11 protein-coding genes and 2 pseudogenes are annotated in these 12,458 nt (G+C 69.0%); 7 read left to right on the forward strand and 6 right to left on the reverse strand.

Annotation, left to right across the window (positions count from 1 at the left end; genetic code table 11):
• Window positions 1-108 precede the first annotated feature (108 nt).
• Window positions 109-454, forward strand: a pseudogene (locus VEI45_RS23600) (hypothetical protein).
• Between the two features lie 22 nt (window positions 455-476).
• Window positions 477-1,451 (forward strand): bile acid:sodium symporter family protein, encoded by a 975-nt coding sequence (locus tag VEI45_RS23605; RefSeq protein WP_324856961.1) that lies wholly within the window; start codon window positions 477-479, stop codon window positions 1,449-1,451.
• Here VEI45_RS23605 and VEI45_RS23610 read toward each other — a convergent pair.
• A complete protein-coding gene (locus VEI45_RS23610) occupies window positions 1,448-2,053 on the reverse strand; it encodes a YqgE/AlgH family protein (protein ID WP_324856939.1) in 606 nt (201 codons plus the stop codon). The genes VEI45_RS23605 and VEI45_RS23610 overlap by 4 nt on opposite strands.
• A 130-nt stretch (window positions 2,054-2,183) precedes the next feature.
• Between VEI45_RS23610 and VEI45_RS23615 the strand changes: the two genes are divergently transcribed.
• The 3 genes from VEI45_RS23615 to VEI45_RS23625 all read left to right on the forward strand — a co-directional run bounded on the left by VEI45_RS23615 (window position 2,184) and on the right by VEI45_RS23625 (window position 4,944).
• Complete coding sequence (locus VEI45_RS23615; protein ID WP_324856940.1) at window positions 2,184-3,473, forward strand: MFS transporter; 1,290 nt, start codon at window positions 2,184-2,186, stop codon at window positions 3,471-3,473.
• Between the two features lie 9 nt (window positions 3,474-3,482).
• Entirely contained in the window at window positions 3,483-4,256 is a 774-nt protein-coding gene (locus VEI45_RS23620) for a TIGR03084 family metal-binding protein (RefSeq protein WP_324856941.1), read from the forward strand.
• Window positions 4,257-4,320: 64 nt separating this feature from the next.
• Window positions 4,321-4,944, forward strand: coding sequence for a GNAT family N-acetyltransferase (locus VEI45_RS23625; protein WP_324856942.1), 624 nt, complete (start codon window positions 4,321-4,323; stop codon window positions 4,942-4,944).
• A 23-nt stretch (window positions 4,945-4,967) separates the two neighbouring features.
• Here the strand turns inward: VEI45_RS23625 and VEI45_RS26540 are convergent.
• The 5 genes and pseudogenes from VEI45_RS26540 to VEI45_RS23645 all read right to left on the reverse strand — a co-directional run.
• A pseudogene (locus VEI45_RS26540) lies at window positions 4,968-5,072 on the reverse strand (hypothetical protein); the annotation flags it as partial.
• Window positions 5,073-5,091: 19 nt separating this feature from the next.
• Window positions 5,092-6,687 carry a long-chain-fatty acid--ACP ligase MbtM gene (gene mbtM / locus VEI45_RS23630; RefSeq protein ID WP_324856943.1) on the reverse strand — a complete coding sequence of 532 codons (1,596 nt, stop codon included), beginning with the start codon at window positions 6,685-6,687 and terminating at the stop codon, window positions 5,092-5,094.
• Window positions 6,684-6,950, reverse strand: coding sequence for an acyl carrier protein (locus tag VEI45_RS23635; protein WP_324856944.1), 267 nt, complete (start codon window positions 6,948-6,950; stop codon window positions 6,684-6,686). Before VEI45_RS23635 ends, mbtM begins: the two co-directional genes overlap by 4 nt.
• A gap of 39 nt (window positions 6,951-6,989) precedes the next feature.
• A complete protein-coding gene (locus VEI45_RS23640; protein ID WP_324856945.1) occupies window positions 6,990-7,532 on the reverse strand; it encodes a pullulanase in 543 nt (180 codons plus the stop codon).
• Window positions 7,533-7,556: 24 nt separating this feature from the next.
• The gene (locus tag VEI45_RS23645; RefSeq protein WP_324856946.1) at window positions 7,557-8,999 is read right to left on the reverse strand and encodes a CCA tRNA nucleotidyltransferase; all 1,443 of its coding nucleotides are present in this window, start codon (window positions 8,997-8,999) and stop codon (window positions 7,557-7,559) included.
• A gap of 120 nt (window positions 9,000-9,119) precedes the next feature.
• Here VEI45_RS23645 and VEI45_RS23650 point away from each other — a divergent pair, with 120 nt between their 5' ends.
• Together VEI45_RS23650 and VEI45_RS23655 are read left to right on the forward strand one after the other, a co-directional pair.
• Complete coding sequence (locus VEI45_RS23650; RefSeq protein WP_324856947.1) at window positions 9,120-9,869, forward strand: NUDIX hydrolase; 750 nt, start codon at window positions 9,120-9,122, stop codon at window positions 9,867-9,869.
• 87 nt (window positions 9,870-9,956) lie between these two features.
• Window positions 9,957-12,407 carry a DUF6049 family protein gene (locus VEI45_RS23655; RefSeq protein ID WP_324856962.1) on the forward strand — a complete coding sequence of 817 codons (2,451 nt, stop codon included), beginning with the start codon at window positions 9,957-9,959 and terminating at the stop codon, window positions 12,405-12,407.
• Window positions 12,408-12,458: the final 51 nt, after the last annotated feature.

A 12,458-nucleotide genomic window follows, 5' to 3' on the forward strand; every position in this document is an offset into this window, starting at 1 on the left:
CGGTCGGTCCGTCGGCAGCCCTCGCGCACTAGTAGCCGCGCGCTGCGGCGTATCGGGCCGCCTCGTATTGTGACCCCATGCTCATCGCCGGAGTGTCCCCTCGCTTCGCTGGGGTTGCCCCAGTGCGTGTGCGCGGCGGTCGTCTTGGCCGCGCGCGGATTGTGGTCGCTGTCAACGGTCGGTTGCCCCCGACACCGCCCGACTGGTGATGCGCAAAGTAGCGCCACCGCAGTTGGCGGCCGCGGTGATGCTGGCCGCCGGCGGGGCGGTGGCACTTGCCGCGCCGCGGGACACCGCGCTGCCGGTCGGGATGTGCGTCGGTGTGTGCATTGTCGGCGCTGGCGGCACCGTGGCCGTCGGTTCTTGGCAGAGCGCGCGGTACGCGCTGCGCCGGAAAGCGGCCACGGCCGGTTGCGGCGGCGGCTGCGCGACTTGCACCCTGAACTGCCGTTGAGCGCTGTGCGCCAACACTCGTGTTGAAGCGCCTGTCGGCCCTGCCGATAGACACCTTCCTGTTGGCGATGGCGGCGACGGTGGCCCTCGCGGCTTTGCTGCCGGCCCGCGGCGCCGCCGCAGGCGTGATGTCGGTTGCCGCCAAGGCCGTCATCGCGTTGCTGTTCTGGCTCTACGGTGCCCGGCTGTCACCGCAGCAGGCATGGCAGGGCGTCAAGCGATGGCGCCTGCATCTGCTGGTGCTGGCCACCACGTTCGTCGTCTTTCCGGTGCTTGGACTGGGCGCTCGTGGGCTGGTGCCCTGGCTGCTGAATATCGACTTGTACAACGGGCTGTTGTTCTTGTGTCTGGTCCCGTCGACCGTGCAGTCGTCCATCGCGCTCACATCGGTTGCGCGCGGCAACGTCTCGGCCGCGCTCGTCAGCGCATCGGTGTCCAACATCGTCGGGGTGGTGCTGACGCCATTGCTCGTCGTGCTGCTGATGGATACCACCGGCGCCGCTCGCATGGACGCCGCCGCGATTCGCGACATCGTGCTCCAGCTGCTGCTGCCATTCGTGCTCGGCCAATTTTTGCGGCCGTGGATCGCTGGCTGGATTGTGCGTCATTCGCTACTGACCAAAGTCGTCGACCGAGGCTCGATCCTGCTGATCGTCTACGCAGCGTTCTCAATGGGCATGGTGGAACGTATTTGGCTCAGCGTCGATCCGTGGCAATTGGTCGCGGTCGCAGTCGTCGACACCGCACTGTTAGTGGCGGTGCTGGTATTCACCTGGCTGATCGGTCAATTGACCGGGCTGGACCGCGGCGACCGGATCGTGCTGCTGTTCTGCGGCTCGAAAAAGAGCCTGGCGTCGGGTCTGCCGATGGCGCTGGTGCTCTTTCCGCCCGCCACTGTCGGGGTGATCATGTTGCCGCTGATGATTTTTCACCAGATACAGCTGGTGGTGTGCTCGGTGATCGCCAGCCGACTGTCTCGCGACCGGGCGCCCGCTTAGTTCCGGCTGATGTCGATCGGATGGGTGGCCAGCAGCGAAACCGGCAGCGGCTGGCGCCGCAGCACCCGTCCCCATAGATCCACCCGCGGCTGAACCAGAACGTCAGATGGCAACGCCGACAGCACAATCCAGTCGTCGCGCTCGATCTCGCCTTCCAGCTGACCGGTCGTCCAGCCGGAGTAGCCCGCGAAGACCCGCACTCCTTCCACCAGCGGGGCGATCACGTCGGGGTCGGCGTCCAGATCAACCATCGCCGTCCGGCCGGTCACGTGTCGCAGCCCGGGCACGCCGTCGGGTTCGGTGCCGACCCGCAGCACCGACAGGCACAGCGCTGCGTCGCGCTTCACCGGTCCCCCGATGAACATCGTCTTCGGCTTTGCCGACAGCTTGGCCCACTGCGGCAACACGTTGTGGACCGCGGTCTCGCTAGGACGGTTGAGCACCACTCCCAGGGTGCCCCCGTCGTTGTGCTCGACGACGTAGATCACGCTGCGGCGAAATGTCGGCTCCAGCAGATCCGTATTAGCCAGAAGCAAAGTGCCCGCTCGCACGCGATGCGCGGCGGGGGCGATAAAGTCCTCCGGGTCTTCGGGCTGCGGCACAACTCCATCATGGCATCCGCGCGGGGTCGCTGTCGTGAACAAGCAGGGTGCTCCACGATATTTGTACTGTTATTAACAGGGGCCGCGGGCCCGTTCGGCGATCGTCAGGCCCCACCGGGAAGTAGGTTCAGTGACTCACACGCGCGCACCTGTCGCTGTCTGGCGCTCGGCGCGCAGCTTGCCCGACTTCTGGCGGCTGCTGGAACTGCGGACCGCAAGTCAGTTCGGCGACGGCCTTTTCCAGGCGGGTCTGGCCGGAGCGCTGCTGTTCAATCCCGAGCGGGCCGCGCACCCGATGGCGATCGCCGGTGCCTTCGCCGTGCTGTTCTTGCCGTATTCGCTGTTGGGTCCGTTCGCCGGCGCGTTGATGGACCGCTGGGACCGTCGGCTGGTGCTGGTCGGGGCCAACCTGAGCCGGCTGGTGTCGGTGGCCCTGGTCGGAGTCTGCCTGGCCGTGGGTGCCGGAAACGTGCTGGTGCTGTGCGGCGCGCTGCTGGTCAACGGCCTGGCCCGGTTCGTCTCCTCTGGCCTATCCGCCGCCCTGCCCCATGTGGTGCCCCGCGAGCAGGTCGTCACGATGAACTCGATCGCCTCTGCGACTGGCGCAATCGCCGCGTTCGTCGGCGCCAACTTCATGCTTGTACCCCGCAGCCTCGTCGGTTCGGGCGACGCCGGGGCCGCGTCGATCATCTTGCTGGTCACCATCCCGCTGCTGATTGCGCTGCTGCTATCGCTGCGATTCGATGCGCACGTGCTCGGTCCCGACGACACCCGGCGGGCGATCCACGGATCCGTCGCCTACGCGGTGATCACCGGTTGGCTGCACGGCATCCGCACGGTGCAGAACCGTCCCACCGTCGCCGCCACCCTGTCCGGGTTGGCCGCGCACCGGATGGTGTTCGGCATCAACACCCTGGCGGTGCTGCTGCTGGTGCGCAGCGGCGGCACCGCGTCTTTCGGCGCGTTGGGCGGTGCGATTTTGTTCCTGGCCGCCACCGGGACCGGATCCTTTCTGGCCAACGTGGTGACCCCGCCCGCAGTGCGGCGCTGGGGCCGCTACGCGACCGCCAACGCGGCATTGGCGATCGCCGCGACCATCCAGATCGCCGGGGCCGGCCTGCAGCTGGCGGTGATGGTGGCGTGCGGATTCTTCCTGGGCGCGGCGGGCCAGGTAGTCAAGCTTTGCGCCGACGCGGCGATTCAGGTCGACGTGGACGACGCCCTGCGCGGACACGTGTTCGCAGTGCAGGATTCGCTGTTCTGGGTGGCGTTCATCGGTGCGATCACCGCGGCGGCGACTGCCATTCCCCATGACGGTCACTCGCCGGCCCTGATCTTGGCCGGGACCGTGCTCTACCTGTGCGGGCTGGCCGCCCACAGCATCGTCGGCCGCCGCAGCCAGCCGGCCAGGGATGGCTAAGGTACACAGATGGCCGCTCTGCAACAACTTGTGGCCGACCTGCGTACCGAAAGCGACGAGCTGGATGCGCTGGTCGCCCCGCTTGCCGAGGATCGGTGGGCTGCACCGACGCCTGCCGCCGGTTGGACCATCGCGCATCAGATCGGACACCTGCTGTGGACCGACCGCGGCTCGCTGACGGCGATCACCGACGAGGCGGCGTTCGCCGGACTGCTCGAAGCCGCTGCGGCCGACCCGATCGGCTTCGTCGAGGCGGGGGCCGACGAACTCGCTTCCACCGCGCCCGCCGAATTACTCGCCGACTGGCGGCTCACCCGCACACAACTGCACGACGCGCTGCTCACCGTCCCTGACGGCCGCAAACTCCCGTGGTTCGGGCCGCCGATGAGCGCTGCATCGATGGCGACCGCGCGACTGATGGAGACCTGGGCGCACGGACTCGACGTGGCCGACACCTTGGGCGTCACGCGGCCACCGACCGCACGGCTGCGATCCGTCGCCCATATCGGGGTGCGCGCCCGTGACTACGCCTTCGCCGTCAACGGGCTGCCCGCGCCCACCGAGCCGTTTCTCGTCGAGCTGCGTGCCCCTGATGGCAACACGTGGTCGTGGGGGCCGCTGGACGCGGCGCAGCGGGTCACCGGCGGCGCCGAGGACTTCTGCTTCCTGGTCACCCAGCGGCGCGCGCTGCGCGATCTTGACTTGACGGCAGAGGGCGACGACGCGCGGCAGTGGCTGCAGATCGCTCAGGCCTTCGCCGGCCCGCCCGGCTCGGGCCGATGAGCGGTGGTCGATAACGGAGCGCCGCCCCTCGGGCCTGCTTGCTCGGGTAGGCTCGCCGCTCGACATGAATGAAGCCATCCCGATCCTGCCGCGGGAGCTGACCGAAGGACTTTCCGACGAGGTCCGCAACGCCCCGCCGCCGCCCACGCCGATCCTGACCGAGCCGTACGCACTGCGTCTCGTCGATCCGGACGCAGACGCCGAAATGATCGCCGAGTGGATGAACATGCCGCATCTGGTCGAAACGTGGGAATCCGCGTGGCCGGTGGCGCGCTGGCGCACATACTTACGCGCGCAGCTCGATGGCAGCTATTCGCGGCCGTTCGTCGGCAGTATGCATGGCCAAGATGGTGGCTACGTCGAAGTGTACCGAGCGGCAAAGGATTCCATCGCAACCCGGTATCAGGCCGACCCGTACGATATCGGGCTGCACGCGGCCATCGCCGAGTTGACGATCGTCAACAAGGGTCTCGGACCTTCTCTGTTGCCGCGCATCGTCGCCAGCATCTTCGACCTCGAACCACGTTGTCGCCGAATCATGTTCGATCCCGACCATCGCAACAAAGGGGCACGGCGGTTGTGCGAATTCACCGGCTGCACATTTCTCGGTGAGCACGACATGAGCAATCGCCGAATGGCGCTCTACGCGTTGCCCCGGCCATCGGTCGACGCTTCCGCCGCTCGGTGACGGCCGCTTATTCGCGGCGCTCGCTCGATCACCTTGCGTGGAAACCGTTCGTTGGCTTCGGCTTCCGCAGTCCACTCCACGATCTGCTGATCAAACACCTCGTCGAGCAGCGCCCGGTATTCCTCGATGCTCCCCCTGCGGGGTCGGTCATGTGGTCGCCGCCGCCAGATTGCGCTTGACTTCCAGTCGCCGCAGCTTGCCCGACGAGGTGCGTGGCAGCGATCCCGGCTTGACGAACACCACATCGGACGGCACGATGCCGCATTCGGACGCCACCTTGGCGACCAGCTCGCTGCGCGCACCGGGCTCGTCAGGGCCGCGGAACTCGGCGGTGATGATCAGCCCCGGACGTATCGCGTCGTCGTTACCCACCGCCACCACTGCTCCCTCGCGCACGCCGCGGATTTCGGCGGCGACACGTTCGACCTCGGTGGGAAACACGTTGCGGCCCGCGATCGTGATGATCTCCTTGGCCCGGCCGCACACCACCAGCCCGTCCTCGGTGAGGTAGCCCAAATCCCCCGTGGGGAACCAGGTTCCGGGCTTCAGCGGCGCGTCACCGACATATCCCGACATCATCGACGTGCCCCGGATCTCGACCTCGCCGACCTCGCGATCGAGGACCTCCGCGGACTGCTCCGACACCGGGCCGATGCGCACTTCCATACCGGGTATCGGCCGGCCGAGGATCGCGTGCCGGCGCGGCGCCGTACTCACGGAATCGGTTGCCGCAGAACGCGGCTCGTCGTAGAGCGGGCCGGTGCCAGGTGCCGGAACCGTAACCGCGCACGTGGATTCGGCCAGGCCGTAGGAGGGCGCCATGGCGCTGGCGTTAAACCCGAAGCCGCTCAGCGCCGTCGCGAACCGGTCCATCGCCGCGCAGTCGACCGGTTCGCCGCCGTTGATCGCGACCCGCACCCGGCCGAGGTCGACGTCGGAGACCAGCCGCGCGTACTTGCCGATCATGCTGTAAGCCATGTTCGGTGCCGCGGTCATCGTCGCGCCGCTCTCGCTGAGCCACCTCAGCCACCGAAACGGGGACACGGCGAAGGCCGCGGTGGGCGCGAGCCAGAACGGCCCACCGGACAATGCGCCGCTGAGCAGGAACGTCAGACCCATGTCGTGGTAGAGCGGTAGCCACGAGCAGCCGACATCGTCGGCCGGGTTTACCGGGAATGCGGTGAGCAGACCGCTGACGTTGCTGAGCACCGCCTCGGGCGACAGCTGCACGGTGCGCGGGGTGCCGGTAGATCCTGCGGTGCCCTGCAGCACCGCGGTCCCGCCGGGGGCGCTGTCAGCCGGCACGACGTTCGCCGAGCGCTTCGCCGCTGCGATGGCACCGACGTCCAGCACCGGCAGCGGCCCGTCCGCGGCGGCGAGCAGGTCGCGCTCCTGGCCGTGGCTGAACACCATGCCTACCCCGATCCCGGTGAATCGGGTCAGCGTGGACTGCGCCCAGCGCTGCGGGTCGGCGCCGCGGACCGGTCCGGGCAGGATCGACACGCTTCGGCCGGCAATCCATGCGCCCTGAATGGCGGCCACGAAATCGGCGGTCGGCTCGCCCACCAAGCCGACGGCGCCGGGTTGCTCCCCGGCGAGGATGCGGGCAGCGACGCTTTCGGCGCGAGCCTGGACCCGCTGCCACGGATGGCGGGTCCAGCTTTCGGTGTCCCGATCGAAGACCACCAGGTCGTGCGCCGACGCGTTCATCGCCCCGGCCAGCGCGGCCGCCAGCACGGTCACGGGGCGACCGCCACCTTTGCCCGGATGATGCTCTCCAGGTCGCCGACGGTGTCGCAGGTGAGCAACTCTTGCTCGTTAATCACCACCCCGAGCTTGTGCTCGATCGCCACCATGCCCACCGCAAAGGCCACCGAGTCCAGCCCCACGTCATCCACCAACCGGGAATCCCGGGTCACCCTGCTGATATCGACGTTCAGGTCGTCGCGCAAGATCTCCTCGAGCGCACCGCTCACCGAGTCAGGCAGTGAGTGCCCCAGATCCATGGGGCGTCACAGTACCGCCCAGGCACTCTGAAAGGGGGCCTACGGTTCGGGCTGCAGCACGCTGGCCGCATCGGCGGTGCCGTCGCCGTCAGTGTCGGTGAGCTTGACGTCCCACCGTCCGTCACCGTCGGTGTCGACGTAGCCCGTGACGCCGGTGCCGTCGGCGGAGATTGCGCGGTCGGCCAGCCCGTTGCCGTCGCTGTCGAGCAGCCGATAGTCGGCCTGCCCGTCGCCGTCGAAGTCGACCAGCGGCCCGCCGGTGTGCTCGGCGCCGTCGAGACCCAGCCAGCGGAGTTGCCCCGCCGCGGGCTGGCCGGGTCGCGGCGGACTCACTGCCACCGCCCAGGTTCCCGAGCCGTCGTCGGTGAAGTAGCTTTCCGCGGTGCCGTCGTTGTCGAGATCGAGCACGGCATGGTCGGCGATACCGTCACCGTCCAGGTCGGCGAGCGCGTCATCGGCCAGCCCGTCGCCGTCGAAATCCAGACCGATTGCATCCAGCCGGCCGTCACCGTCCAGGTCGATATCCGGGCCGCGCTCCCAGATCGTGGCCGTGCCGTCGCCGGCGCCCAAGCAATACTCCATGCCAGGTGGGACGCCCCGGCGCCACTACTGGTTCCCGCGGGAGCGCCACCAGGTCATCAGCTCGCCTGTCGCCTCCTCGCGAGTCAGCGGCCCACGGTCCAACCGTAGTTCTTTGAGGAAGTTCCACGCCTCCCCCACCTGCGGACCCGGCGGGATGCTCAACAATTCCATGATCTCGTTGCCGTCCAAATCCGGACGGACCCGCTGCAAGTCCTCCTTGGCGGTCAGCTCGGCGATCCGCGCCTCCAGGCTGTCGTAGTTGGCCTGCAGCCGGGCGGCCCGCCGCTTGTTGCGGGTGGTGCAGTCGGCCCGCACCAACTTGTGCAGCCGGGGCAACAACGGTCCCGCGTCGGTGACATAACGGCGCACCGCCGAGTCGGTCCACCTGCCCTCACCATAGCCGTGGAATCGCAGATGCAGATACACCAACTGCGACACGTCGTCGACCATCTGTTTGGAATATTTCAATGCCCGCAACCGCTTTCGCGTCATCTTGGCGCCGACCACCTCATGGTGGTGGAAGCTAACGCCGCCGTCGGGCTCGTGCTTGCGGGTGGCAGGCTTGCCGATATCGTGCAGCAGCGCCGCCCAGCGCAACGGTAGGTCGGGGCCCTCGTCTTCCAGAACGATCGCCTGCCGCAGCACCATCAGCGAATGCTGGTAGACGTCCTTGTGCTGGTGGTGCTCGTCGATCGCCATTTGCATGCCGCCGACCTCGGGCAGCACCACTTCGCCCATCCCGGTCTGCACCATCAGCTCGATGCCGGCGGACGGGTCGTCGCCCAGCAGCAGCTTGTCCAATTCGGCCGCCACCCGCTCAGCGGTGATGCGGGCCAGCTCCGGCGCCATTTCCTCGATCGCCGAGCGCACCCGCGGGGCGGCCGTGAAGCGCAGTTGCGAGACGAATCGTGCGGCACGCAGCATCCGCAGCGGGTCGTCGCCGAACGACTCCGCCGGCGTCGCCGCGGTATCCAGCACGCCGGACCGCAGCGCGGCCAAACCGCCTAGCGGATCGATGAATTCGCCGGCCCCGGATGCCGTGATGCGCACCGCCATCGCGTTCACGGTGAAATCCCGGCGCACCAGATCGTCGTCCAACGAGTCGCCGAAACGCACCTCCGGGTTGCGCGAGACGCGGTCGTAGCGGTCGGCGCGGAAGGTGGTGATCTCCAGCCGATGCTCACCCTTGCCTGCGCCGACGGTCCCGAACTCGATCCCGGTGTCCCACAGCGCATCTGCCCACGGGCGCAGCAACTTCTGCACCTGCTCGGGCCGCGCGTTGGTGGCGAAGTCCAGATCGGGGCTCAGCCGGCCCATCAGCGCATCGCGCACCGAGCCGCCCACCAGATACAGCTCGTGGCCGGCCGCGGCGAACACCGAGCCGAGCTCGCGCAGCAGGTCGGCGTGCCGATTCAGTGCGACCGCGGCGGCGGTCAGCAGATCGGCGTCCTGGGCAGCTTCGGGCACGTTCGGACAGCCTAGTCCGGCGACGACGCGGCCGCCTGCGGCCGCCGAGGAGCCGGACAACCCTGCCTATCCGGCGAGTTCGCCGGGGAGCGTCCTAGCACGCCAGCTACTATCGCTTGGGTGTCCGACGGCGAAAAAGCCCAACCACGTCGGCGCCGGGGGAGGCGCCGCGGTCGCCGCAGCGCCGGGTCGGGCCAGGGCCACACCGACAACGGGGCAATCGACGGCAACGCACCCGGCGGCGCACCGAAGCTCGGCCGATCGCGTTCCACACGCCGCAGTCCTGAGCGACTGCGAACCGTGCACGAAACGTCGGCTGGCGGACTGGTCATCGACAATATCGACAGGCCGCGTGAAGAGCAGGTCGCCGTGCTCATCGGCCGCGTGGACCGGCGCGGCCGGATGCTGTGGTCGTTGCCCAAAGGCCATATCGAGCTCGGTGAGACGGCCGAGCAGACCGCGATCCGTGAAGTCGCTGAGGAGACCGGGATTCAGGGCAGCGTGCTGGCGGCGCTCGGCAGGATCGACTATTGGTTCGTCACCGACGGGCGGCGGGTGCATAAGACCGTGCATCATTTTTTGATGCGTTGCTCTGGTGGAGAGCTGTCCGACGACGACGTCGAGGTCGCCGAGGTGGCGTGGGTGCCGATCCCCGAGCTGCCGTCCCGGCTGGCCTACGCCGACGAACGCCGGCTGGCCGAGGTGGCCGACGAGCTGATCGACAAGTTGCAGACCGACGGCCCGGCCGCGCTGCCGCCGCTGCCGCCGACCTCGCCGCGGCGGCGACCGCAGACGCATTCGCGCACCCGGAACCGTCGGCCCGACGAGTCGGTGCGGAGCCGGAAGAATGGTCGCGGTCCCGGGCCCTAAGGGCCCCGAGGACAGTAGCCGACGACGACAATGCAGAACGAGGCAATGAGGTGGGGGCATCACCCGCTTGCGGGGGCGAGCGGCGCTTTGGTCGCGCCGCGGCTGCGGCGGGCCGCCTTGTTGCGCCTCGCGGTCGTGGTCGGCATCCTGATGGGCTTTACCGGCGCGTTGGCTCTACCCGCCGCCGCGCCGCTTGCCGCCGCGGGTGAGCCCGGCGCCACTCCGTTCGTCCAGGTCCGGATCGATCAGGTGACCCCGCAGACGGTCACCACGACCAGCGAGCCCGTCGTCACCGTCACCGGGACGGTGACCAACGTCGGGGACCGTACGGTCCGTGACGTGATGGTCCGCCTCGAGCACGCCGCCGCGGTGAGCATGTCGGCGGGGCTGCGCACCAACCTCGACGGCGACACCGACCAATACGAGCCGGTTGCCGAATTCAAAACCGTCTCCGGTGAGCTGCAACGCGGCCACCAAGCCGGCTTCTCGCTGTCCGCCCCGGTTCGCTCACTGACCAAACCCTCGCTGGCGATCGGCAAGCCCGGCGTCTACCCGCTGCTGGTCAACGCCAACGGAACACCCGACTACGGCGAACCGGCACGTCTCGACGACGCCCGGTTCCTGCTGCCGGTGGTGGGCGTGCCGCCGGATCCGCTGGACACGTCCGGCGACGCGTTGAGCGCCGCGGGCGGTGGGGTCGCGCCCGACACCTCTAAACCCGTGCCGATCACCATGCTGTGGCCGCTGGCCGACCGGCCCCGGCTGGCGCCCGGCGTACCGGGCGGCACGATACCGGTGCGGTTGATGGACGACGAGCTGGCGACGTCGCTGGCCACCGGCGGCCGACTGGACATTCTGCTGGCCGCCGCCGAGTTCGCGACCAGCCACGACGTCGACCCCGACGGCGCCATCGACCGCTCGCTGTGCCTGGCCGTCGACCCTGACCTGCTGGTCACCGTCAACGCGATGGCCGGTGGCTACGTTGTCCTCGGCGTCGTCTCCGATTCTCCTGACGGTTCTGCGCCGCCGCCGGGGACGCCGACGCATCCGGGGACCGGGCAGGCCGCGGCGGCGAGCTGGTTGGACCGGTTGCGCACACTGGCGCACCGGATGTGTGTGGCCCCGCTGCCCTACGCGCAGGCCGACCTCGACGCCGTGCAACGTGTCGGGGACGCCGGGCTCAGCGCGATCGCCACCAGCTCCGCCGGCGATATCGTCGACCACATCCTGGGCGTCACCGCCGTCCGCGGCGCCACCTTCATCCCCGATGGCCCATTGACCCGCCAGACCGTAAACCTGTTGAGCGCCAACGGCGACACCGTGGTGGTCGCTGCTGCCGACTCGTCCGCGGAAGATTCCGCCACCGCCGGGCCGGCGCCGGTGAGCACGGCGCCGCGGCGGCTGTCACCCCAGGTGGTGGTCGCGCCGTTCGACCCCGCTGTCGGCGCTGCATTCGCGGCCGCCGGCTCTGATCCGGTCGCACCGACCTATTTGAGCCCCGCGCTCGCGGTTCGGCTGCAGCACGACTCCGAAACCGCGCGCCGCCAGGATGCGCTTGGCTCGATGCTGTGGCGAACGCTGCAGCCGAGTGTCACGCCGCGCGCCGAGATCTTGCTACCGCCGACCACCTGGAAACTACATTCCGACGACGCGGGTGCCATCCTGACCACGCTGGCGACCGCGATCCGCTCCGGCCTGGCGGTGCCACGGCCCCTGCCGGCGCTGATCGCCGACGCCTCAGCCACCCCACCCATCACCGGAACACCGCAACTCCCCGGCACCGGCGCGGGCGAACGGGGCCGGTTCGACGACAACGTCGCCGCCGCGATTGCTAACGAGGTGGGCCGGCTGTGGGGGTTGACCGCGGCGTTGACGACCGACGCTCGCACCGGGCTGACCGGTGTCAGCTACACCGCGCCGCTCCGCGAGGACATGCTGCGTGCCGTCAGCCTGGCCGACCGGCCCGACACCCGCAACGGGCTGGCGCAACGACGGCTGCAGGTCGTCGGCACCGCGATCGACGACTTGTTCGGTGCGGTCACCATCGTCAACCCAACCGGGTCTTACACGCTGGCCACTGAGCACAGCCCACTCCCTTTGGTCCTCCACAACGGGCTGGCCGTCCCGATCCGGGTGCGACTGCACCTCGACGCTCCGCCGGGTATGCGGGTGACCGATCTCGGCGAAATCGAGATGCCGGCCGGATACTTGCCGGTGCGGGTGCCGATCGAAGTGAACTTTACCCAGCGCGTCGCCATCGACGTCACGTTGCGCACGCCGGCCGGGGTGCAGCTGGGCGAGCCGGTGCGGCTGTCGGTGCACTCCAACGCCTACGGCAAGGTGCTGTTCGCGATCACGCTCAGCGCAGCGGCGGTGCTGGTGGCGCTCGCCGGACGACGGCTGTGGCACCGGTTCCGTGGCCAGCCGGACCGCGCCGACCTTGATCGTCCGCAGGACCCTCCGGCTCCCCCCGACACACCGCCCGCCGGGAAAGACCGTCGAGCAGACCAGCTCGTCGACGAAGAGCACCGCCGATGAGTTCCGCCGGCCGGCCCGTGCCGCCACCGGCGCAGCCATCCCCACGGCCAG

The sequence above is a fragment of the Mycobacterium sp. genome, assembly GCF_035623875.1.
Classification (GTDB): domain Bacteria; phylum Actinomycetota; class Actinomycetes; order Mycobacteriales; family Mycobacteriaceae; genus Mycobacterium.